The 24,790-nt window shown below is 27.5% G+C and carries 23 protein-coding genes, 1 pseudogene and 1 riboswitch; of the genes and pseudogenes, 1 reads left to right on the forward strand and 23 read right to left on the reverse strand.

What is annotated here, in order from left to right; all coding sequences use genetic code 11:
- Positions 1–79: 79 nt before the first annotated feature.
- Positions 80–200: riboswitch (SAM riboswitch) on the reverse strand.
- Between the two features lie 55 nt (positions 201–255).
- The 10 genes and pseudogenes from A500_RS01285 to A500_RS01330 form a co-directional block, all read right to left on the reverse strand.
- Positions 256–833, reverse strand: a pseudogene (locus A500_RS01285) (5-formyltetrahydrofolate cyclo-ligase).
- A gap of 38 nt (positions 834–871) precedes the next feature.
- The gene (locus A500_RS01290) at positions 872–1,303 is read right to left on the reverse strand and encodes a helix-turn-helix domain-containing protein (protein ID WP_242835020.1); all 432 of its coding nucleotides are present in this window, start codon (positions 1,301–1,303) and stop codon (positions 872–874) included.
- 374 nt (positions 1,304–1,677) lie between these two features.
- Complete coding sequence (locus tag A500_RS01295; protein ID WP_016205792.1) at positions 1,678–2,736, reverse strand: homoserine dehydrogenase; 1,059 nt, start codon at positions 2,734–2,736, stop codon at positions 1,678–1,680.
- Positions 2,737–2,989: 253 nt separating this feature from the next.
- Positions 2,990–3,712, reverse strand: a complete 723-nt coding sequence (locus A500_RS01300; RefSeq protein ID WP_016205793.1) for a GntR family transcriptional regulator — start codon at positions 3,710–3,712, stop codon at positions 2,990–2,992.
- 125 nt (positions 3,713–3,837) lie between these two features.
- Positions 3,838–4,554, reverse strand: coding sequence for an SIS domain-containing protein (locus A500_RS01305; protein WP_016205794.1), 717 nt, complete (start codon positions 4,552–4,554; stop codon positions 3,838–3,840).
- A gap of 72 nt (positions 4,555–4,626) precedes the next feature.
- Positions 4,627–5,913: a neutral/alkaline non-lysosomal ceramidase N-terminal domain-containing protein gene (locus A500_RS01310; RefSeq protein WP_016205795.1), complete on the reverse strand. Its 1,287-nt coding sequence runs from the start codon at positions 5,911–5,913 to the stop codon at positions 4,627–4,629.
- Between the two features lie 246 nt (positions 5,914–6,159).
- Complete coding sequence (locus A500_RS01315) at positions 6,160–7,845, reverse strand: PTS transporter subunit EIIC (RefSeq protein ID WP_016205796.1); 1,686 nt, start codon at positions 7,843–7,845, stop codon at positions 6,160–6,162.
- Between the two features lie 551 nt (positions 7,846–8,396).
- Entirely contained in the window at positions 8,397–8,906 is a 510-nt protein-coding gene (locus A500_RS01320; RefSeq protein ID WP_016205797.1) for a DNA topology modulation protein, read from the reverse strand.
- A gap of 44 nt (positions 8,907–8,950) precedes the next feature.
- Positions 8,951–9,145, reverse strand: coding sequence for a hypothetical protein (locus tag A500_RS01325; protein ID WP_016205798.1), 195 nt, complete (start codon positions 9,143–9,145; stop codon positions 8,951–8,953).
- A 189-nt stretch (positions 9,146–9,334) separates the two neighbouring features.
- Positions 9,335–10,195: an AraC family transcriptional regulator gene (locus A500_RS01330; protein ID WP_016205799.1), complete on the reverse strand. Its 861-nt coding sequence runs from the start codon at positions 10,193–10,195 to the stop codon at positions 9,335–9,337.
- A 239-nt stretch (positions 10,196–10,434) separates the two neighbouring features.
- Here A500_RS01330 and A500_RS01335 point away from each other — a divergent pair, with 239 nt between their 5' ends.
- On the forward strand, positions 10,435–11,184 hold the full coding sequence (locus tag A500_RS01335; protein ID WP_016205800.1) for an NAD-dependent protein deacylase: 750 nt from the start codon (positions 10,435–10,437) through the stop codon (positions 11,182–11,184).
- Positions 11,185–11,340: 156 nt separating this feature from the next.
- On the opposite strand, the gene A500_RS22015 is transcribed toward A500_RS01335, so the two are convergent.
- The 13 genes from A500_RS22015 to A500_RS01380 all read right to left on the reverse strand — a co-directional run bounded on the left by A500_RS22015 (position 11,341) and on the right by A500_RS01380 (position 24,646).
- Entirely contained in the window at positions 11,341–11,601 is a 261-nt protein-coding gene (locus A500_RS22015) for a GNAT family N-acetyltransferase (protein ID WP_083935656.1), read from the reverse strand.
- Positions 11,589–11,717 (reverse strand): hypothetical protein, encoded by a 129-nt coding sequence (locus A500_RS21585; RefSeq protein ID WP_278245065.1) that lies wholly within the window; start codon positions 11,715–11,717, stop codon positions 11,589–11,591. Before A500_RS21585 ends, A500_RS22015 begins: the two co-directional genes overlap by 13 nt.
- Positions 11,710–12,816: an MBL fold metallo-hydrolase gene (locus A500_RS01340; protein WP_016205801.1), complete on the reverse strand. Its 1,107-nt coding sequence runs from the start codon at positions 12,814–12,816 to the stop codon at positions 11,710–11,712. The genes A500_RS21585 and A500_RS01340 overlap by 8 nt, the downstream gene beginning before the upstream one ends.
- Positions 12,817–12,960: 144 nt before the next feature.
- The gene (locus tag A500_RS20250) at positions 12,961–13,116 is read right to left on the reverse strand and encodes a hypothetical protein (protein ID WP_016205802.1); all 156 of its coding nucleotides are present in this window, start codon (positions 13,114–13,116) and stop codon (positions 12,961–12,963) included.
- A gap of 245 nt (positions 13,117–13,361) precedes the next feature.
- Positions 13,362–13,754, reverse strand: a complete 393-nt coding sequence (locus A500_RS01345; protein ID WP_016205803.1) for a GtrA family protein — start codon at positions 13,752–13,754, stop codon at positions 13,362–13,364.
- Between the two features lie 7 nt (positions 13,755–13,761).
- Positions 13,762–14,718: a glycosyltransferase family 2 protein gene (locus A500_RS01350; RefSeq protein ID WP_016205804.1), complete on the reverse strand. Its 957-nt coding sequence runs from the start codon at positions 14,716–14,718 to the stop codon at positions 13,762–13,764.
- A gap of 25 nt (positions 14,719–14,743) precedes the next feature.
- Positions 14,744–16,057, reverse strand: a complete 1,314-nt coding sequence (locus A500_RS01355; protein WP_051993112.1) for an LTA synthase family protein — start codon at positions 16,055–16,057, stop codon at positions 14,744–14,746.
- Positions 16,058–16,083: 26 nt separating this feature from the next.
- On the reverse strand, positions 16,084–16,545 hold the full coding sequence (locus A500_RS01360; RefSeq protein ID WP_040436404.1) for a hypothetical protein: 462 nt from the start codon (positions 16,543–16,545) through the stop codon (positions 16,084–16,086).
- Complete coding sequence (locus tag A500_RS19285; RefSeq protein ID WP_051993113.1) at positions 16,546–17,289, reverse strand: hypothetical protein; 744 nt, start codon at positions 17,287–17,289, stop codon at positions 16,546–16,548. It abuts the gene before it with no gap.
- A gap of 26 nt (positions 17,290–17,315) precedes the next feature.
- Complete coding sequence (locus tag A500_RS19290; protein WP_051993114.1) at positions 17,316–18,026, reverse strand: glycosyltransferase family 39 protein; 711 nt, start codon at positions 18,024–18,026, stop codon at positions 17,316–17,318.
- A 254-nt stretch (positions 18,027–18,280) separates the two neighbouring features.
- Positions 18,281–19,750 (reverse strand): glycosyltransferase family 39 protein, encoded by a 1,470-nt coding sequence (locus A500_RS01370; RefSeq protein ID WP_016205805.1) that lies wholly within the window; start codon positions 19,748–19,750, stop codon positions 18,281–18,283.
- Between the two features lie 359 nt (positions 19,751–20,109).
- Entirely contained in the window at positions 20,110–23,637 is a 3,528-nt protein-coding gene (gene nifJ, locus A500_RS01375) for a pyruvate:ferredoxin (flavodoxin) oxidoreductase (protein ID WP_016205806.1), read from the reverse strand.
- 301 nt (positions 23,638–23,938) lie between these two features.
- Positions 23,939–24,646, reverse strand: a complete 708-nt coding sequence (locus A500_RS01380) for a pirin family protein (protein ID WP_016205807.1) — start codon at positions 24,644–24,646, stop codon at positions 23,939–23,941.
- Positions 24,647–24,790 lie beyond the last annotated feature (144 nt).

Consider the following 24,790-nt stretch of genomic DNA (forward strand, 5'->3'; position numbering starts at 1 on the left):
TTAATAAAATAAAAAAAGTTACTTCAAAATAAGAAGCAACCTAAAATACTAAATTATTCATTAAAAAGTTTAATGAAATACCTTATTTGCCAAGCCATAGCTTGCAGGATTTAGCACCACACTAATTTACAAAATATCTTCATAATTTAGTAGGTTGCTAGGTTTCATAGGGCCAGTCCCTCCACCATTCTTAATAAAGTCTTTATTTATTTAATTATATTTTATAATACACTACATTTTTATACTTTTCAACCATTATTGGTAATTTTTTATAATTTTACTATTAGTTATTATATAATCTACTTTAATATCATGTTCTTCACTTTCTATTTTATCAATTACTTGAAGATCATAAGCTAAGACAACTTTATTAACTTTATAAGCTATATCCTTTAAATATCTATCGTAATATCCTCCCCATAGCCTATTCTATTGCAATCTTTATCAAAAACAACTCCTGGTACTACTATTAAATCTATATTTTCTTTTTCAATATATTTAGAATCATCTATTGGCTCTAATATTCCCATTGAATTTTTCTTTAAATCATCAAAGGAGTTTAACTTTATTGCTTTCATTGATTTATTAGTTTTATATATTTTAGGAATAAAAACATCCTTTTTATCTTCTAAAGCTTTTTTTATTATATTTATTGTATTTATTTCATTACTAAAACTAATATAAATAAATATGTTTCTAGCATTCTTATATAACTCCGTATTTTTTAACTTATTAAATATTTCATTATCCATTATTTCTTTTTCATTCCTATTTAGTGAATCTCTTATTGATAATATTTTATTTCTTAAAATCTTTTTCTCTTCTTTTTTCATATTATTCTCCTAAAAATATCTATTGCAACTTATGCCATCTAAATTTTAATTCCTTTTATAATATATGATAATCCTAATCCTAAAAAGGCTACGACTGTTCCTAACATTAAATTATTTGTAAGTAATCCAATTGCTGTTCCAGCGATAAACCCTCCTAATATTATCAATTCATCCTTTTCTTCATTTTCATCTAATTCTTTATTTTCACCAGTTTCTTTATTTTCGTCTTTTTCTTCATATTCATTACTGCTTTTATCTTCTAGATTAATTTCTTTAATAACTGTATCATTAACCATACTATCTCTATCTCTTACTAGCTCATCTAATGTTATTTCAAATAAATCACATAATACTATTAACTTTTCTATTTCAGGATAGGTTTGACCAGACTCCCACTTAGAAACCGCTTGTCTAGATACATCTAATAATTCCGCTAACTTTTCTTGCGATAATCCTTTTCCCTTTCTCAAGGACTGTAACTTTTCTGAAAATTTCATTTTTATCACCTCTATAAAAAAAATACCCTATACAAGTGTATTATACTACCAATTACTATTTGCTTTTTGTCAACCTAAAGTTGCCATTGTAAAATTTTGCGAAGCAAAATTTTTAGTTTGCAGTTCACAAGGCACAGTGCACAGTTGTTTTATTTTTTTAGGTAACAGGGAACAAGTATCAGGTAACAAGTACTAGATGTAAACTATAATTAAAAATTAAGAAACATCTACTTCAAGGTAAGCTTAGGGACAGTAGTTAGTTTTGTGTAGCAAAATAACCTTAATTTTTTCATTCTTTCATTTATAAATTGCTTTGCAATTTATATCATAACCTGTTCCCTGTTACTTTATTCCAAAAACTGTGAACTGTGAACTGTGCGCTGTGAACTGAAAAATGCTTCACAATTTATATTTATAATGTCTCTCAATATAGATGCTGCTGCATTCATTGTTCCTGATGCACCACCTATTACACTAATATCCCCTAATGTATCGGTACTATAAAATACACCTTTATTTTTATCATCTACACAGTATAAAGGATGACTTTTACATATTACTTCTGGTCTTACATATGCTTTTATTTGACTACCTTCTTTATATACTTTTCCTATTAACTTAATTTTATTACCTCTCTTTTTTTCATTCATTATTAAATTCTTATCTAATAAATCTATTCCCTTTATATCAATATCTTTAATACTTAAATCAGAATTCATAATAGCATTTGCTAATATTAATATTTTTGATGCGGTATCATAACCTTGTACATCTAAATTATAGTTTGCTTCTGCAATTCCAAAGCCTATTGCCTTATTTAAAGCTTCACCATATTCAATTTCATTTTCATACATTTCACTTAAAATATAATTGCTTGTTCCATTTAATATCCCTTCAATTGCTAGTATCTCTGCTCCAGCTAAATCAAAAGTACCAACATTTATGGATGGAAGTGCACCTCCCGTTGTACATCCTATACCAAGGTTAACTTTATTTCTATTCGCCAAATTTTTTAGATTTTTATATTGTAATAGTATTGGTCCTTTATTTCCTGTTACTACATTAATAGAATTTTCTAGTGCTAATTTTATATGAGTTAATCCTGGTTCGCCTGTCTCTATATTAGTGTTTGTTAGTTCTACTAAAGTATCTATATCTTTATTTTTTATAATAGTATTTATATTTATATTTTCATCAAACTTATCTTTATATGTTTTTAAATTAAAATTATTTTTTATAATTTCTTCAATATCTATTCCATTATTATTGTAAATTCCACCATCACTTTTTATTATATATTTTATTTTTATATCTAAATTCATAGATTTTAATGTATCTTTTTTATCTTGTAATAATTTTATTAAAGCTTTAGCTACTCCGCCATAGCCTAATATTCCTATATCCATATTCAGACCTCCCTTTAATATAATTATAACTAAGTTTCTAGTAGTATCAATTTTCTTTTTATTAATCTTGAATAATTATATATTTAATTTTATGGTTAATATAAAAATCCTTAATATAATAAGGCTATCCTTCTAACTAATAAATCACACTTATTTAATGTAATTTAGCTTAGTCAGAAGTATAGCCTTTTTCTATTTTGTAAAAATTCTTAAATTTAAAAATTAAATTCATCCGTAATTTAAAATAATATCTTTATTCCTTAATTACATATCTTAAAGAATAAACCTCACTATTTACATAATCTATACCAAATTCTATAGGTTTAGAATATTGATCATAGTTTGTGGTAACTATCTCAATGACAATTGCTTTTCCTGTATCTGAAAAGAATTTAGCTTTTTCTCCTAATAATTCTACTGCTTTTAATTTTTGATAAGAATGATTTATCTTAATATTATATTTTTTTCTCAATACATTATAAACTGATTCATTCTCAAGAACATATTGATCGAGATCAGGAAACCTATCAGATGATATAAATATTTTTTCTATTACTACTGGATTATTATCTGCATACCTTAATCTTTCCAAAACGTAAACTTCACTATTTACAGGTATTTTTAAATTATCTGCAATATAATTATCAGCTTTAACTTTATCAAACATTAAAATTTTTGAGGAAGTTTTAAAACCTAAAGCTTCCATTGTTTCGCTCCATCCCTTAGAAACAGAGTTCATTGTTTTTTCAATATTGAACTTAGCCACAAAAGTTCCTTTACCCCTTATACGAGTTAACATCCCCTTACTAACTAAATCATCAATAGCCCTTCTTACTGTCATACGACTTGTATTAAAAAGAGTACAGAATTCCTCTTCTGTAGGAATAATTTCTCCTTTCTCATACCTTCCATCTTTTATTTCATTCTTTATATAATCAATAATTTCTTTATAAATAGGCTTTCCTGATTCTTTCATTATCTAGTCACCTGCTTTTAAATTAATATAATTCTATATCTTTTGCCTATGTTTTATATTAATATAGCATATTATTAAACATTAGTTCAAATATAATATAATCTATATAATACTTATCTTAAATATTAATAATATCTATTGAATAATTCATTATTATACTCATCTGCTCCATCTAAATTGGAACTTTTAAATACTGGTGGTTCTATTCCTGCCTTTACTAATTTATCAATAACAGCTGCTATTATAGCTTGAGCTATTGCTATACCTGTTGCATCTGAAGTTGCTCCTATAGGTACATCAAATCCTTCTACATAAAATGCAGCGTCACCTTTTTCAGCGCAATTATCTATTACTACATCTGCTATTTGATACATATTTTTTCCTGACTTATGTCTTGATTCAACTTTAGTAGAATGTTTAAGAGATGTTAATGCAATAACACTTGCTCCTATTTCCTTTGAATATAAACACATTTCAACAGGTACATTATTTCTTCCTGAATTAGAAACAACCATTATAGTATCATTTTTATTTACTTTATATAAATCTAGAATGCTTTTTGAATATCCATCTAATCGTTCTAAATATGTGCTTTTATTAGGCATTTCATGTAACATTAATTCTGGAGGTAATATCCCTTGTACATATGCTAATCCTCCAGCACGAATATATAATTCTTCAGCTACCATATGAGAGTGCCCTGAGCCAAATACATAAAATCTTCCACCCTTTTTACAAGATTCTACTATTAAGTCTGCTGCCTTCTCTATATTTTGACTTTGAGTTTGTTGTACTTCTTTTAGTTTTGAAATTACAAAATCTAAATACTTGTTTATTATCATTTATATACCCCCTACATAATTTAGTTAGCGTAAAATTTTTTTACACTATTTTCTTTTTAAAATCTTTATATTTTATTTATTATCAAAATCTTGTTTTAGCTTTTCTAATATAAAAGAAATCATCTTTTCCCCTTGTCCTCTTTTTATAATACTTGAGGAAGCTTCATAGCATTTATTATCAAAAGATTTTTCATCAGCAAAATATAAATAATATCCATTGGTATATCCTAAAATTATATTATTACCAACTTCCTTTATCTTCTTGCCTAAGCTTGAAAAAAGTTCCCCAGGTACTGTTATTAAATTCCAATTATTTATTTTTATTATATTTATTTCTACATTTAGCTTATCCATTTTACCTATATTTTTAGCAAATTTTAAATTTGTGCAAGCCCCTTCATATTGAGATTCTATTACTCTTAAATCATTATAAGAGATTTCTTTTTTCTTAACTTCTTCTAATTTCTTTTCTAACTCATATAATATTTTTTGAGCTTCTTCAACACTATCTAAATCTTTAATTTCTAAATCTAAATTATAATTTTTAACTTGTATATTATTTATAGGCCCTTTATATATAGGATTGCTTAAACTACTTTTAATTGCATCTGATAAATTTTTTCCAAGCCTATCTACTTCATCAAATGATGATTCTTTTCTTGTAAATCTAGTACTTATATCACCAGCACTTCCATTAGTAAAAGTAATCATATCGTATGAATTTCCTAAATGCTTTAATACACCAGAAGGAAGATCCGCTGTAATATATAAATTTTCCTGGTTCATTATTGTTGGATGACATGAAAAATTATACATTAATACTTTTTTACCATTATTAAGTAAAAATTCAATTGTAAATAATTCTGTATCCCAAGGAAATTTAATATTATGCCTTTCACTACATACATTATAAACATTTGAAATTCCTATTTGTATTTCACAATTTTCTCTATTATCTAGTGCTCCCCTTACTCCTTCTATTAATTTATTAATATAATCTTCAACTAAATTTTTATTGTATTCTCCAAATATTTCTTCTAATCCATTAAGTATTCCATTTATATTATCAGAAACTCCCTTAGGTCCAGAGTGAGTGTGTGTAGCTCCCACAATTAAATTTCCTCTTTTTATTCCTAAGTGCTTAATTTTATCATGTAATTCTTGAATAAAATAATTATCTACACAAAGTGTATCCATTTGTATAAAGCATAATAATTCTTCATTATTGTCAATTATTAATATTCTTGCAAATAAATCATCATGGATACCTTTTGAAGGCCTAAAATTATCATACCCTGAAAGTAACACTCCAATTTCTGGTGTTATATTTACTTGAGAAAACCCGACTTTTGTCCCCATATAAAATCTCCCTTACATTATAATAAACCTTAAATTCTTTATATAATTATTTTACTTATAAATCTTTTTATATAAATTAATAATTTGTATATACTATTTGTATATACAAATTATATTATCCTTTAAAATGTAAGTCAATAAGAAATAAAAAATTTTATACAAAAAAAGACTGCTGATACTTATCAGCAGTCTAGGAGTCATTAGCTAATCTAATGATCCTCTATTTATAGGGAAAATCAATGTATATTAATCCATATCTAGGATGTTCTTAATTTCATTTTTATATGCATCTGCTTTAGCTCCGAAAATAGCTTGAATTCCATTACCAACTTCAACAACGCCAGCTGCACCTAATGATTTTAATTTGTCTTTATTTACATTTGCTTTATCTTTTACTTCAACTCTTAATCTAGTTATACAAGCATCAACACTAACTATATTTGCTTCTCCACCTAATGCTTCTAAAACTGCTGGAGCCTTTTCAACTATTTCATTGCTTTTACCCTTTGAAGCTTCTTTTATATCAGCTTGAGGAATTCCAGCTTTTTCTTGGTAATCTGCTTTAGTATAAAGTTTAGTTTCTTCTTCATTTTCATCTCTACCTGGAGTTTTTAAGTTGAACTTCTTAATGATGAATAAGAATAAGAAGTAATAAACTACTGCATATACTAGACCAACAATTACAGCCATTATCCAGTTAGTTGGTACTCCTGCTCCCGCTGGTAATAAACCAAATAATGTGAAGTCTATTATACCACCTGAGAATGTCATACCTATGAATACATTTAGTATATCCATTAGCATGAATGATAAACCTGCTAATAAACAGTGTACTCCGTATAATACTGGAGCAACGAATAAGAATGTAAATTCGATTGGTTCAGTAATACCTGTTAACATTGCTGTTACTGCTGCTGATACTAATAATGATCCAACAACTTTTTTCTTGCTTGGAGCTGCTGTTCTATACATTGCTAAAGCAGCTGCTGGAAGACCAAATATCATGAATGGGAATTTACCAGCCATAAATCTTGTTGTACCTGAAACTATTGTTGCCATATCTGCTGATGAAGCTCCAACTAAGCTACCCATACTTGATAATTGAGTAAAGTAAGCTGTGTTAGCTCCTGCAACTGTTTGCCATGTTCCATCTACTAATATCTTTCCTTCAACAAATGATCCAAACCAGAATGGTGTATAGAATACATGGTGTAATCCAAATGGAATTAAAGCTCTTTCAATAACTCCATAGAAGAATGTTCCAATTGCTCCTGCATTTCTAACTAATTCAGAAAGTACTCCTATACCGTTTTGAACTATTGGCCATAAGAATGCTAAAACTGCTCCAACTAATGCCATTGCTAATGATGTTACTATAGGAACAAATCTTGATCCTGAGAAGAATCCAATAACTTGTGGTAATTGTATTGTATGATATTTATTGTGTAATATTGCTGTAACTATACCTGTTATAATACCACCAAATACTGACATATTTAATGTAAATATACCTAAGTTAGTAGTTACATAAGTACCATATGCACCAACTTCTGTAGGAGTAACAACACCTAATTGAGTTAATCCTAAAGTTAACATTGTAGAAATAACTTGGTTCATAACTATGAAACCAAATACTGAAGCTAATGCAGCTGTTCCTTTATCCTTTTTAGCTAGTCCAACAGAAACACCTACTGCGAATAATAAAGGTAAGTTACCAAATATTATATCTCCAACGTTTTTCATTATTGTTAATATTGCAGTTACAGCTGGAATAGTAACAAAAGATATAAGTGGTTGATAAACTGCTGGTGGATTGTCAAGTCCTGCTATTCCTAGTAAAGCACCACCAACTCCTAATAAAATACCTGCTATTGGTAAAGCTGCTATCGGAAGCATGATAGCTTTACCTATTCTTTGTAAAAATTGTAGCATTTATAATTCCTCCTTAAAAATTTATATTAATAAAAATAGATTACTACAGTAGTTCATGCTACTATGGATTTATTATTTCCATTTAAGATTAAAGTTATGAAGCTTTTTATAAATAATATTAAAAAATAAAAAAAGTACCAAAACCTTATAGATATATCTATATCTATAATATTTTTAGTCCTTGCCTGCATAACCAGTAACACACTACTTATTTATTTATGTACTTATAATATCATATGTTTTTTAAAATGTAAATGTTTTTTTGAGATTTTTTTTATTTTTTTATTCAATTAATAATACAATATAAAATTTATATTTAGAATATACTTTTCAATTACTTTTATAAATTTTGATTATAACTCTATGAACTGGATATAATTTCAATGAGGTGATATTTTGGAAAATAACAACAGTTCACTTAGAATAGATTTATCTATAATTTTATTATTAACATCCTTATTATTCTTTTTAATATATTGCTTAAGCTTATGATAAATAAATCTTTACAGATTAGATAAAGGAGTAATTTAATATTAAATTTACCCCTTCTTTTAATCTACATTTATACTATTCAAAAACTTATTGCAATCTTTTCTGTTATTAAAAATATATACAGATTTTTCTCTTTCCGCTTTTAGAATATTATAAAAATCATCTCTATGATTTTTATTAAAATTCCATATCCATTTCATAAATTCCATATCAAATCTCTCTGGGCATCCCTCTGACATATCCGGTCTAACCTTGCCATAATTTAATAAAGTTCTTTTTATTACACCACATATGCAGGTTATTCTTGAATAGTCTAAATATATTACAGTATCACAGGCTTTAAGTCTTTCTTTTAAAGTTCTATCATAGTTACCGTCTATTATCCATTTATCTTTTTTTAATTCTTCTTTAAGAAAAGCATTAAACTCTTCTCTTGAAATATTTACCCAGCCTTCTTTCCAAAAAATTTTATCAAGATGAATCACTGGTAGACTAGTTTTTTTAGATAAATTTCTAGCTAATGTAGATTTTCCACTTCCACCACATCCAATAATTATAACCCTATTCATACCTTAGCCTCCTTTGTGCATTCATAGTCCTCTTCCTATATAAGCTAATTATTTATCTCATTTACATATTTCTCTAAATCATTTCCCGCGATTTTCTTTAAATCTTCTGTGTTCGAAACATGATTTCCACAGTTATTTCCACAGTATATACCTTTCTTTATTGGTGCAATTAAAAAACCAGCTACAACACCTCCTAAAAAACATGTTATACCTAATAATGCCTTTTCTTTATTTTTCATCTATTTCTCCACCATCCTTTTATATTCTAATACTTTGTTTGCTCTATAATATAGTTATATAATTATACCATATCATTATACATTTTTATCCATATAGAACTTTATTTTATCATTGCTATTAATAAATCTATTAACCTACCATTAAATATAAAATAAAATGGAGCTGTCTACACAACAGCTCCACTTTATTTATTTCTTTTCAACTGGTATCCATATCTCACAAAAGCAATCTGTATTATTTTCTTCTTTATATAATTCAAAATCAATATCATCTAACATAACATATTCTGAGCCTGGTAGAAATTCATTAAATATTCTATTCCACATTTCACCAATACATTTTTCATCTTCTCCTATGCACTTAAAAACTCCCCATAATGTTGGCTTTACATCCCATACCACAAATCCTTCTGGTATATCACCACCACAATATTCCATAGCGATTCCATAATCAAAATATTTACTTTCTTTAGATATAGGCTTACAAGCTCCATAAATGTCCTGTTTTTTTGTATTACTTTTTAATTGCTTTAGAACTCCACTTTCTGCACATTCATTCCAAAAATTAGGTATATCCCTATTATCTTCTTCTGAAATTGACTCAACTCTAAACTCCTTAACCTTTGTTAGTAACTTAAAACTCTCTTTTTTTACAATCTTATAATCCATAATTGTTCCACCTTCCAATGAAATTTTTATTATAAGGCGATTAAAAGATTTTAATTCCATTCCAGAACGTCTTGCTATACTGGGGGTTACTCCATGAAATCTCATAAATGCTTTCGAAAAACTCTCTGGAGAATCATATCCATACTTTAATGAAATATCTAAAACTTTAGCATCCGACATAGAAATTTCTTGTCCAGCCATAGACAATCGTCTTTTTCTTATATATTCGTTAGCCGTTATACCTGTTATCATGCTAAATAATCTATGAAAATGATAATTTGACATGTAAACATATCTTGCTACATCCTCATAATTAATGTCTTCTAAAATGTTACTTTCCATATAGTCAATTGATTTTTGTATACTTTGGATATAATCCATCTTTATCTCACCTCATGTATTTATTGTAAGGTATTAAAATTTATAAATCCTAGCTAAGTTTGCTCAAATTTGTCCAAATGGTTTATCTAAATTTAAGTTTTACGGAGTAAAACATACTCAATGTCAATTATTCATTTTATAAATTACTTTTTAATCTACTATAATTATATCAGAATACAAATAATGAAATATAGTTATCCTATGATATAATAAATAAAAATAATGTTGGAGATGATTTTATGGAAAATAATATATATAAATTAACTCAAATAATAAATGAGAGTGATAACATAGTCTTCTTTGGAGGAGCAGGCGTAAGTACAGAATCAGGTATTCCAGACTTTAGAAGTTCCAATGGATTATTTAATGAAAAGCTTAATATAACTTTTACTCCTGAACAATTAGTTTCTCATAGCTTTTACATTAGGTACCCTGAGGAATTCTTCAATTTTTACAAAGCTAAACTTATTTATCCTGAAGCTAGGCCTAACAAAGCTCATATAGCATTAGCTAAACTTGAAGAAATGGGAAAATTAAAGGCAGTTATAACTCAAAATATAGATGGACTTCACCAAGAAGCTGGAAGCAAAAATGTTTTTGAATTACATGGATCTGTATTAAGAAATTATTGTATCAGCTGTAATGCCTTTTATGATGAAAAATTTATCCTAGAATCAAAAGGAGTTCCCACTTGTACAAAATGCGGTGGAAGAGTTAAACCTGATGTTGTTCTTTATGAGGAAGGTTTAGATGATGCTACTATTAGAGGTGCTATTGAAGCTATATCTAAAGCAGATACTTTAATAATTGGCGGTACTTCACTTGTAGTTTATCCAGCTGCTGGACTTATTAATTACTTTAGAGGTAAAAATCTTATTCTTATAAATAAGAGCACAACTTCTGCAGATAATAAAGCTAATTTAGTTATTCATGATTCTATTGGAAAAGTTTTAGAAGAGGCTGTTGCACAATGTAAAATTAATAATTAAAAATGTAAAATTAAGGAGTTACTAAAATAAATATATCTTTAGTAATTTGTTTCAAATTACTTTAATAATTCTACATTTTACATTCTAAATTCTTTATTTGAGGCTGCTAAGGCAGTCCCTTTCTTATATCATACTTTATTAATTATTATTCTATTTCTAATAAAAAATATATTGTTCCGAATTAAACCTATATACCTTATCAATTACTTTCATACCTAATTTACTTAAGAATCTACATGATGCTTTGTTAGCAACTTGTGTTTCTGATACAATCCTTTTAATATTTAACTCTTTAGATACAAAGTTTATAATTTTCTTAGTTACTTCTAAAACATACCCATTCCCCCAATATTCCGGAATAAATTGATATGAAAGTTCCTTATATATCCTATCATGATGTTCATTTATAGATATAATTCCTTAACATCATTGTAATCATCTTGTTTTAAAAGTTGTATTATACATCTACTTGTTTCCATTTTATTCGCTCTATTTATCATAAACACAATTTCATTCCCATTACTTTTATTCAATATCTTGCCACCATTTTTCTTGGTAATTTAAATATTTATCTAAATATACAGTTTCTCCAATTTTAGGGGTAATTACCTCAGTATCAAGCTTTTCAGAAGCTTTTACAAATCTTTCTACTGAGTCATCCCAACCATGATCTGATAATACAAAGGCTCCCCAATGGATAGGCATAGCCTTTTTTGCTCCTAATATTTTTGCAGTTTCAGCTGCTTCTTCTGGAAACATGTGACTGCTATGCCACTTCATATTATACTGTCCATTTTCCATAATAGCGAAATCAAAGTAACCATACCTTTCACGTATTTCCTTAAAATGTCCCCCAAAACCACCATCACCACTTTCATATACTTGGTAGTTTTCATTCTTTAATACCCAAGAAGCATAAAGTGTCCTATTAATATTGAAACCCTTTCTATTAGAAAAATGTCTAGCCGGAGTACAGGCTATTGTTAATCCATCTACTTCAAATTCTTCCCACCATGCCATATCTTGAATCTTACTTTTATCAATATTCCAACGTTCCAAATGTTTATTTACTCCTAGGGGTACTATATATTTACTTACTTTACTATCAAGTTCTTTAATTGATTTCATATCTAAATGGTCATAGTGGTCATGAGAAATAATTACTATATCAATTTCAGGTAATTCTTCTATTTTTATTGGTGATTTGCTAAATCGCTTTGGCCCCATAAAAGAAATAGGTGATGAACGTTCAGAAAACATAGGATCAATAAGAATATTCATTCCATTCATTTGAATTAATAAACTTGAATGTCCAAACCATGTTACTGCAAATTCCTCTTTTGAAGTCTTGCTAATTGACGGATTTGCTGATGGTACTATTCCTTTTGGAACTTTTTCTTTCTTTGATACAGGATTATCAGTAAACTGATTTTTTATTTCATATTCTGATGGATATATAAACCTTCCATTTACATAGTTTTCTGCACGTTTTTCATAATCACTTTTGTCTTCTTTTGATATTCTACCCCCAAATATAGGGTTAATATTTACAAATAATGTACCTAGTATAACTATTGCTATTATAATTTCTAATGTTCTCAATGCTATTTTCACCAACTTCTTTTTTTGCATTATTAATTTACTCCTTAAAGTATCTAATTAATTCTTTCTCTTTTACAATGTTTATATTCTAAAATACACCTGAAAATATTATATAATTCTTTCAGGTGCATTTTTCATCATTATTAAAATTTATATTATAGCTTTTTTTCTATCCTATAATACATTGAACTTTGTTTCAACTTCCATTATTGCACAACGATAGTAAGTCATTAATTCGTTTACTGGTCTTATATTTTCATGCATTGCTGATAAAAAATCATCAGTAATTATTTTTTCCATAATTAACTTTTCTCCAAACTCCCTAAGCATATAATCATCCCTCACATTGTAATATAATATATTCTTATATTAACATTATATAAGAATAAACGTATCTTTCTTAACTATATTTTAATAATTAGATGTATTATATTTGTATAGAAATTAGTTATAAAGTATTTATTTTACAGTATATATTTTGATATGGGGGGATGCCAAATAAAAGATGGAAAACTAAATAAATATACTATTGCATTGACTTGGAATTTAAAATCAAGTAAGCAATAGTATATTTTTTATTTAAAAGCAAAAAATTTTAATAATACAAAGGTTACTGGAATTCCTATTACTGCAGCTAAACAATAGGCAACTAATTTATGTAATTCTAAAATATTAAAGGTTATTATTACAACAATATTTTGAATTATAAAATTTGGTATATATGAAATTCCAAATTTTAAAAACTTAGTAATGGATAGTTTTTCTTTAAAGGTTATATAACTATTTAGAATGTATGAAACTATTAAACCAGAAATATATCCTAAAACAAATGCTAAGTTTTCATTAAGTAAACTTGAATATATAAAGGAAAACATAATTCCATTAAAGGTATTTATAACACCTATAATTATAAATAATATAAATTCCTTATTTATAAATATATTTTTTATTTTATTTATTATATTCATTTATCTTTTATTCCTTATTCTTTATTAATTTATCTTTAATAATATATCTTGGTCTAGCCTTAGTTTCATTATATATTTTTCCTATATACTCTCCTATAACTCCTAATGAAAGAAGTTGTATTCCTCCTATCATCCAAATGGATATTGTTAAAGATGTCCATCCTGTTGTAGTTCTACCAAAAAATTTTACTGATAAGGAATATACTAATGCTACTAAGCTAAGTATAAATATAGAAAATCCTAAAGTTGAAATTATTCTTATAGGCTTTATGCTAAAGGATGTTATTCCATCCCAAGCAAAGGCTAACATTTTTTTTAAGGGATATTTAGATTCTCCTGCAAATCTTTCATGCCTTTCATATTCAACAATGGAATACTTATATCCAATTAGCGGTACTATTCCTCTTAAAAATAAGTTAACTTCTTTAAATTCACTTAAACCTTCTAAGGCTCTTTTGCTCATAAGTCTATAATCTGCATGATTATAAACAACATCTACACCTAGTTTATTCATAACCTTATAGTAACCAAGTGCTGTTGTTCTTTTAAAGAAGGTATCTGTTTTTCTTGAACTTCTAACTCCATAAACCACATCACTTCCAGTATAATATTCCTTAACAAATTCATCTATTACATCAATATCATCTTGCAAATCTGCATCTAAAGATATAACCATATCTGCATGTTCTTTTGCTGTCATAAGTCCTGCCAATAATGCATTTTGATGTCCCTTGTTCCTGGAAAGATTAACGCCACTAAATATTTTATTTTCTTCATATAAATTCTCAATTATGTCCCATGTCTTATCTTTTGAGCCATCATTCACAAATAATATCTTGCTCTTTTCTGATATATATTTATTTTCTATCATTGAATTCATTTTTTCTAGAAGCCTGCTACTTGTTTCTGTTAAAACTTCTTCTTCATTATAACAAGGAATAACCAAGTATAATGTCTCATTCATAATACCCCTCCTAATTATCCTAACATTAATCTACCTTATTTGTATTCACATAATAGTTGTTTTTTATTATCTTATCTGCAATGTCATAAGCTTCCTTCAGCATTATTTCTTCTTCTTTAGATGGATTTCCTATTATTATTTCATCTTTTATGACCGTAGCATCTCTTTTGGTTGTAAGTAAATTTCTTCCCATACAATAATCTTTTGTATCTATGCCTAATAAATAAGATACTGTTGGAACTATATCTATTTGCCCCCCATTAACATCTATAGTCTTTTCTTTTATATCCTTGCCATATACTATAAGAGGAACTTTACTGTCTTTTTCTTTCCACCATTCTCCTGGAATATTTGAAGCTTCTACATCTTCCATATAATATTTATGCACTCCTCCATGATCCCCGTATATTACAACTATTGTATTATCTAATAAATTATATTTTTCCAATAAACTAAAAAATAATCCAATTTGTTTATCTGCATAGTTGACACTTTGAAAATAGCCACCTAATTTATTTTCATCTAACTCTTTAGGTAAATCTAATTCCCTATACTTTTTAGCTATGTCAAAGGGTCCATGACTTGTTAAAGTAGGAATAACCGCAAAAAATGGTGATTCTAATTTTGAAAGTTTTTCACTAAATTGAGTATATAAACTTCTATCTGATAGACCAAATCCAGCATATTCATCTATTGTATATTGTCTTATGTCCCAAATTTCATTATACCCTGCCGCCGACTTACCAGCTTCTGCCCAATTCCAATCTCCAGCTCTTTCTGCATGACTTAAAATTGTATTATACCCTTGCTCTTCTAAAAGCCTTGGTAATGATTTATACTTCACTTCTGGATATTCTAAATATGTTATAACATCTCCTAATGGTAATACTCCTGAAGCTGCCATCATATCCATATCAATACTATTTCCTGCATTATTTTGCTCGTGGATATTACTAAAATATAAACTTTCCTTTATCAAATTATTCAAATTTGGTGTTATCTCTTGATCATAAATTTTATTATTTATAACAAAATTTTCTAATGATTCAATTTGAAGAAATACAACATTTTTCCCTCTTACTATTGATTTATATTCATTATCTTCAGTTACTTCCTTATTCCATAATAACCATTTGTTAATTTCTTTTATTTCATTTTCATTGGCAGTACTATTTACTTTCCTTAAAGTCTTATAAGCTTCGTATAAATGATCTCCTATAGGTGATCTATTAGAAAATCTTTGAGCTGGACTCCATGAAGCCTGCCAATCATTCTGAATAAACTTTACTCGTCCATCTAAGACTCCCTTTATATCGAATAAATAATGATATGAAGCCACTATTGTTATTGAGGATATAATTCCTATTAAAGCAACTTTAATATTTCTTTTAAACTTTGATATATATTGATATTTTTATATTTATATATTAATAATGGAATATCTATTATATAAAATATATCTATTAATGATGGATTTATTAGATTTCCATTTAGAGGATTGAAATTATCCTTGAAAAATAAATACTTAAGTTCTAATACATAGCCTGTCCCTCTATATGCCCATATATCACAAATAATTAAAATTGAATATATTATATCTATAATAATTAAATATCTTACTTGTGATTTACCTTTAAGCATTAAACTTGGAAATATAATTATTCCTAATATAGCTAAGTGTGGTAACATTAATCTTATATCCACAGATACTCCATATAAACCAAATCCACTATTTGAAGAACTCATAAAAGTTAAAATCAAGCTTTTTATATATAAGATAATAACCATTATAATTGCCCAAAATATTCTTTTGTCTATTTTCTTCATTTAAACCACATTCTCCAATTTATCATTTTCATTAAACTTTTTTGTATTTTTTTTATTTAATAAAAAGTTTATTCCTTCTATTGCCAAAATTACAAATACCCATGAAACAATATAAGAATATCTTCCTTGCTCTTCAGTTATTAAATACATAAAACCATATCCATATAATATTATATAAAATAAATTCATCTCTTGGGTTTCTTTATTATTTTTTCTATTTAAGATTCCCAAAAATATAAGTATCATCATAAATGTATAAATAATTTGCGGAATTTCTTGTGAAACGTCTACTATTATATCCTCATCTGGAACATCTGACTTTGTCCAAAGAGTCCCTTCAAAATCTCCTACACTCCACTGTAATGCAAACTTTTTAATATAAAATCCTATAAGCTTTAGAGGTGGCGTTGTAGTTAATCTTTCTTTTATAATTTCTTCACTTGCTTCTGTTATTTCTTCATAATCATAATTATACTTTTCTACAATAGATGCATCTTCTTTATTCCATCTTCCATGATTTTCTATATTGGTCCCCTTTAATATATTAGTTATTTTAGGCTCACTACCCTTCCATAATGGAAATTCTGTTATTTTTAAATTTTGAAGTGTAAAACTTACTAAAAATAACAGTATAAAATATGGAATAGTATATAACGCTATATTTCTTATTTTAGTAGCTATTTTATCTTTAGAATAAATTAGTATATACATTGCATATGCAATTACCATTATTACAGCTACCATCCTAAATAAATTTCCTAATGATAAGCTTAATCCTGATAAAATAAGATAATATTTATTTTTTTCCCTCTAAGAACAAGTATAAACATATATACACTAAATAAATATAATGGTATTGCTATATTTTCCGTGCAAAAAACTCCTGTATATGTTACAAGAGGTGGAAATACTGTAGCTAATGCAGCTGCATAAATTCCTTTTTTATTTGAACTGAATATTTCTTTTACTATTAAATATATAATATAAATTGTTAAAATGCTTAAACCTAAATTAACAAATTTCATCATTAAAAGATTATTAGCTGGAAATACTTTAATCATTAAAGCCATATAAAATACCATTATTGTTAAGTGTGGAAACCTAGCTATATACGAAGTTCCCCAAAACATACTTGTACTACCATTTGAAACTTCTTGTGCACTCTCGTAAATAACACTAAAATCTGATGTTGGAACACTATCTACGTTCAGCAACCATAAAACCCTAAAAGCAAGTCCACAACATAATATTAAAAATAATTTCTTTTTATATTGTAAGTCCTTCTTTAAAATATAAAATTCTACTGCCATTACACATGCTACAATTAAAAATACTATTATGAAGTTTTTAATAAAGTTTTCATTATCAACAAAAATATGAGAAAGAAAAGTAGCTCCTATACTACAAGCTATAATTATTATAACTAATACTTTTAATACTGCTAAAAAAGTTGTAGTAAACCTTTCTTTAAAGTTTTCCAAATCATGCACCTCCAAGAAGTTATTTTAATATTCTATTATATATTTATAAACATTTTATTTGCTAAATAGCACCAAACAAATTATATCATACATATTTTACATAAGGATTATAAATATGTATTTAAATGTAAATATTCTAATTTTATACCTATACTTCCTTTTAAATATTACTTAATAAACTTAATAAAATTCTTAATAATATGTTAATATTATCTTAATATATATTTCTTAAGCATATCTTATATAATTCTTAACTATATCTTATATAAATCAAAATTCTTTTTATATTTATTATGATACTCTATATTAGATGTATTAAATTTATTTAAAATAAAGTTTATTCCTTCTATCGCCAAGATTATAAATATCCATGAAATAATATAAGCATATCTTCCTTGTGACTCAGTTACTAAATACATCACACCATATCCACACAATATTATGTAAAGTAAATTTATTTCTTGGCTATCTTTATTATTCTTTCTATTAAAAAGCCCTATAAATATAAGTATCATAACACTTAAATAAACAATTTGTAAAACTTCTAATGAGATATCTACCTTTATATCCTCCTCTGGAACCCCTAGTTTTGTCCAATAAACGCCTCCAAAGTCTCCTTCATTCCATTGCAGGGCAATCTTTCTAATATAAAACTTCACTAATTCTAATGGTGGAGTTTTAGTTAATCTCTCCTTTATAATTTCTAAACTAGCATCTTGAATTTTTTGATAATCATAATTATATTTTTCAACAATAGCTGCATCTTTTTCATTCCATCTACCATTACTTTCTAAGTTACTTCCTTTTAATATACTTGTTATCTTAGGTTCGCTACCTTTCCATAATGGAAACTCTGTTATTTTTAAGCTTTGTAATGTGTAGCTAACTACAACTAAAAATACAACATATGGAACTATATAAAGTGCTATATTTCTTAATTTATTAATTATTTTATCTTTTAAATAAATTAATATATATATTGCATAAGCTATTACAACTATTGCAGCTACCATTCTAAATAAGTTACCAATAGATAATAAAATTCCAGATGAAATAAGATAATATTTGCTCTTTTTATTTTTAATTACAAGTATAAAAAAATATATACTAAGTAAATATAATGGTATTGCTACATTTTCTGTGCAAAATACTCCTGTATATGTTATAAACGGTGGGAATATTGATGCTAAACTTGCTGCATAAATCCCCCTTTTCTTTGAATCAAATAATTCTTTGACTAAAAGATATATAATGTAAATTGTTAAAACACCTAAAGCTAAATTAACTAATTTCATCATTACTATATTATTTGTTGGAAATATCTTTATCATAAGAGCCATATAAAGTACCATAATTGTTAAATGAGGAAACCTTGCTATATATGAATGTCCCCAAAACATACCTGTATTACCATTTAAGAATTCTTGTCCACATTCGTAAATAACGCTAAAATCAGATATTGGAATGCTCTTTACATTTAATAACCATAAACCTCTTAATATAAATCCACAAATCAATATTAATGCTATTTGTTTTTTATAACATATATTTCTTTTTATAATATAAACCTCTATTACTATAATACTTAATAAAATAGCTCCTACTATTATGGAGTTTTTATTAAAATTTTTAATATATCCACTACTGGCGACCATAACTACTATCATTAGTACTTTCAATGTTGTTAAGAAAAATGTCGTGAATTTTTCCTTGAATTTCTCCAAATCTTACCCCTTTCTAGTCTATAAGATACTGATAAACATTTTACTTTTCTAATAGCATAAGTACAAATTATAATTTTACTTACAAGAGTTATTATCTCCCCCAATTAATAACCCTTTAATTTTATGTTAGTTCATATTTATTAAGGATTTATTAAGAAATATAGAATATATAATTAATAGTTCATTAACATTTATTACAATGATTGGTTATCTTCCATAAAATATGTATTCATAATAATCCTTATATAACTAAAAAGAGCTATTTGTTTAAGTTATCTTTAAACAAATAGCTCTTTAAATACCTTATTTAATTTATTCTAGATTTTATAGTTTTCTTATAATTTATTTATATTTTGATTTTACAATACTGAATTTTCAGATAAACTCTTATATCTTTGATATCTTTCTTTAGCATCCTCCTCTGTTTTAGCAAATAACTCTTCTGCTATTTCAGGGAAAGCTTTTGCTAATGAAGAATATCTTACCTCTCCCATTAAAAACTCTTTAAGATTACTATTTGGCTCTTTTGAATCTAATGTGAATTTATTCTTTTCTGTAATTTTTAAGTCTGGATTATATCTATATAAATGCCAATATCCAGATTCTACTGCTCTCTTTTCTTCATATGGTGTATTAGACATACCCATCTTTATTCCATGGCTTATACAAGTTGAATAAGCTATTATTAACGAAGGTCCATTATAAGCTTCTGCTTCTGATATTGCCTTAAGAGTTTGATTTAAGTTAGCACCCATACAAACTTGAGCTACATATACATAACCATAAGTCATTGCCATTAATCCTAAGTCTTTTTTCTTTGTTCTCTTTCCTGTTGCAGCAAATTTTGCTACTGCTGCTTCTGGAGTTGCTTTGGATGATTGACCACCTGTGTTAGAATATATTTCTGTATCAAATACTAAAACATTAACATTTTCACCTGATGCTAAAATATGATCTAATCCACCATATCCAATATCGTAAGCCCAACCATCTCCTCCAAATATCCATTGAGATCTATGTACAAAGAATTCTTTATCCTTTAAAATCTCTTTTGCAATTTCAGAATTCTCTTCTTCTAAAACTCTTGTTAGGTTTTCTGCTCTTTGTCTTGTTCCTTCTCCACTATCTTTATGATCTAACCAATCTTTCAATACAGCCTTTGAATCTTCAGACATATTGCCTTCTAAAGCTATCTTAATATTATCTGCAACTCTTTCTCTAATTGTCTTAACACCCAAGTACATACCTAAACCATATTCCGCATTATCCTCAAATAATGAGTTCGCCCAGGCTGGACCATGACCATCATAGTTTGGTCTATAAGCTGTTGCTGCTCCTGATGCTGCCCAGATTGATGAACAACCTGTAGCATTTGCAATCATCATTCTATCTCCAAACAATTGAGTAACAAGTTTAGCATAAGCTGTTTCTCCACAACCAGCACATGCTCCTGAGAATTCAAGTAATGGTTGCTCAAACTGACTTCCCTTAACGGTAGTTTTATTCATTGGGTTTTTCTTATGGGTAACTTTTTCTACAGCATAATTCCAAGCTTCTATTTGCTCACTTTGCGTATCCATAGGTTTCATAACTAATGCTTTTCCTGGTGCAGGACAAATTTGTGCACAATTTCCACATCCAGTACAATCTAAAGGAGTAATTCCTATTGTATAGAAGTATTCCTTATCTCCTTTTATTCCATTAGCTTTTAAGCTCTTATAGCTACTTGGTGCATTTTTTATTTCTTGAGATGTTGCTAAAAATGGTCTTATTACGGCATGTGGACATACAAATGAACATTGGTTACATTGAATACAATTTTCTGGAATCCATTCTGGAACATTAACTGCAATTCCTCTCTTCTCAAAAGCAGTAGTACCAGCCATAAATGTACCATCTGCTGCTCCATACTCTATAAATTTAGATACAGGTAAATGATTTCCTTCTAATTTATTTATTGGAATGCATATTTCTTCAACAAACTTAGGAACATTCATTTTTTCTTCTAACTTATCATCTTCAGCATTTTTCCATTCTTCTGGTGGATTTATCTTAACTAAAGATTCAATTCCCTTATCTATGGCTTCGTAGTTCATGTTTACTACTTTTTCTCCCTTTTTACCATAAGATGTAACAACTGCTTCCTTTAAATATTTAACAGCATCTTCAAGCGGAATTATATTTGCTAACTTAAAGAAAGCTGATTGCATTATCATATTTATTCTTCCACCAAGTCCTATTTGTTGTGCTATTTTTATTGCATTAATAATATAAAATTCTATATTATTTTCTACTATAGATCTCTTAATACTTGCAGGAAGCCTATCATTTAGTTCTTCCTCAGTCCAAATAGTGTTTAAAACAAAAGTACCATTTTTTCTAAGTCCTTTTAATAAATTATAATTATATACATAAGATTGATTATGACATGCCACAAAATCTGCTTGATCTATCTCATAATGTGATTTTATTGGAGTTTTACCAAACCTTAAATGAGATACAGTTATTCCTCCTGATTTTTTAGAATCATAAGCAAAGTATCCTTGTGCATACATATTTGTATGATCACCAATTATCTTAATTGCACTCTTATTTGCACTTACTGTTCCATCCGAACCTAATCCCCAGAATTTACATGCAGTCGTTCCTTCCTCTGCAACATCAATTTCTTCTTTTGGTGAAATTGATAAATTAGTAACATCATCTTCTATGCCAATAGTAAATCTATTTTTCGGCTTATCTTGACTCAAGTTTTCGAAAATTGCTAATATATGTGATGGATATGGGTCCTTTGAACCAAGTCCAAATCTTCCTCCATATACTTTAGGTGGGTTCTCCATTTCATTAACTGCTCTAACAATATCTAAATATAAAGGCTCTCCAATAGAACCAGGTTCTTTAGTTCTATCTAATACAGCAATTTTTTTAACTGTACTAGGAATAACCTTTAGTAATTTTTCTATTGAAAAAGGTCTGTAAAGTCTTACTTTTACAAGTCCAACCTTTTCTCCCTTTTTTCTTAAATAATCTATAGTTTCTTCTGCAACTTCCATCACAGAACCCATAGCTATAAGTATTCTATCTGCTTCTGGATCCCCATAATAATCAAAGCAGTGGTATTCTCTTCCTGTAAGTTCTGTAATTTTTGACATATACTCTTCAACGATTTCTGGAATATCATCATAATATTTGTTTAAAGATTCACTTAATTGAAAATATGTATCTGGATTTTGTGATGTTCCTCTTACAACTGGATGATCAGGATTTAATGAATTTTTTCTAAAATCATTAATTGCTTCATAGTCAATTAATTTAGCCAATTCATCATATTCTAAAACTTCTATTTTTTGAATTTCATGAGATATTCTAAAGCCATCAAAAAAATTAAGAAATGGCATTCTAGCCTTAATTGCAGTTAAGTGTGCAACTGGTGCTAAATCCATAACTTCTTGTACTGATCCCTCTGACAATATCGCAAAACCTGTTTGTCTTGCCGCCATAACATCTTGGTGATCTCCAAATATACTTAATGAAGATGTTGCTATTGCTCTAGCTGCAACATGTATAACTGCCGGAAGTCTTTCACCAACCATCTTATACATATTTGGAATCATTAATAGTAAACCTTGAGATGCAGTGAAGGTAGTAGTTAATGCTCCAGCTTGAAGTGACCCATGAACTGCTCCAGCTGCTCCAGCCTCTGATTGCATTTCTACGATGTTAACTGGTTTCCCAAAAATATTTTTTCTTCCTTGTGCTACCCATTCATCCATATGCTCAGCCATAGGTGAAGATGGAGTAATTGGAAAGATTGCACTTACTTCTGTAAAAGCATACGAAATATGTGCTGCAGCAGTATTTCCATCCATTGTCTTTGTTTTTCTCATATATTTACTAATCCTCCTTATAATTATTATATTAACTATTTTATATAAAAATTTTTTAATCTTTATAATAACTTAAGTATTTGCATCGCCATGTTCTATTATGCGTTATTATTTTTATTACGTATGTAATATATCTTAAATTTTATACGCTAAAATTTTCTTGCAAATACAAAATTATAGTTATTTTTTTATAATCATTGATTAGTATTATTAGCTTACTAAAAATATATTATAATTTTAAAAATCCTTTTTATTGTGATTGTAAAAACAAAAAGTAGGAGAAGTTCTCCTACTTTAAAATTTACCACTTTAATTGCTTTTTCATTTCAATTACAAGTATATGTGATTTTTTATTTGATTTAATCTTTATATTTTCTTCTATTATTTCTAGTGCATCTCTTTCATCTAATTCTACATCATTAATAATTGAATTTCCTTCTATTTGAACTAGATAAGCCTGTCTATTAGAAGCAACTTGAAAATCTATCTCTTTTCCTTCATCTAACTCAACTACATAGAAGTTAGCATCTTGATTAATTTTAATAGGAGCATAGCCTTCTTTACTTGAAACTATATTAAGCCACTTATTTTTTCTATCTTCCCACTGAAATCTATAATCACCATATGCTGGTTTATAATCCTTTCTATCTGGAACTACCCATATCTGAAGTAATCTTGCAGTTTCATCACCAAGGTTATGTTCACTATGATATACTCCTGTTCCAGCACTCATATATTGAACTTCACCTCTATATATAGTGTTTTTATGCCCCATTGTATCTGCATGAGTTAATGCACCATTAATAACATAAGATACAATTTCCATATCCTTATGGGGATGAAAATCAAAGCCTGTTCCTGCTGATATTAAATCATCATTTATAACTCTTAATACCCCGAAATTCATATTATCTATATTAAAATATTCTGCAAATGAAAAATGGAATATACTATTAAGCCAGCCTAAATTACTTTTTCCCATATTTCTATGGTCCAATTTTCTTAACATAATTAAAACCTCCCTTATATCAGTTTAGAGTTCACATAACACAGTTCACAGTTGTTTTGATTTTATAGGTAACAGGGAACAGGTATCAGGGAACAAGTACTAAGTGTAAACTATAATTAAAATTAAGAAACATCTACTTCAGAC

The organism is Clostridium sartagoforme AAU1, assembly GCF_000401215.1.
GTDB classification, from domain to species: Bacteria; Bacillota; Clostridia; order Clostridiales; family Clostridiaceae; genus Clostridium; species Clostridium sartagoforme.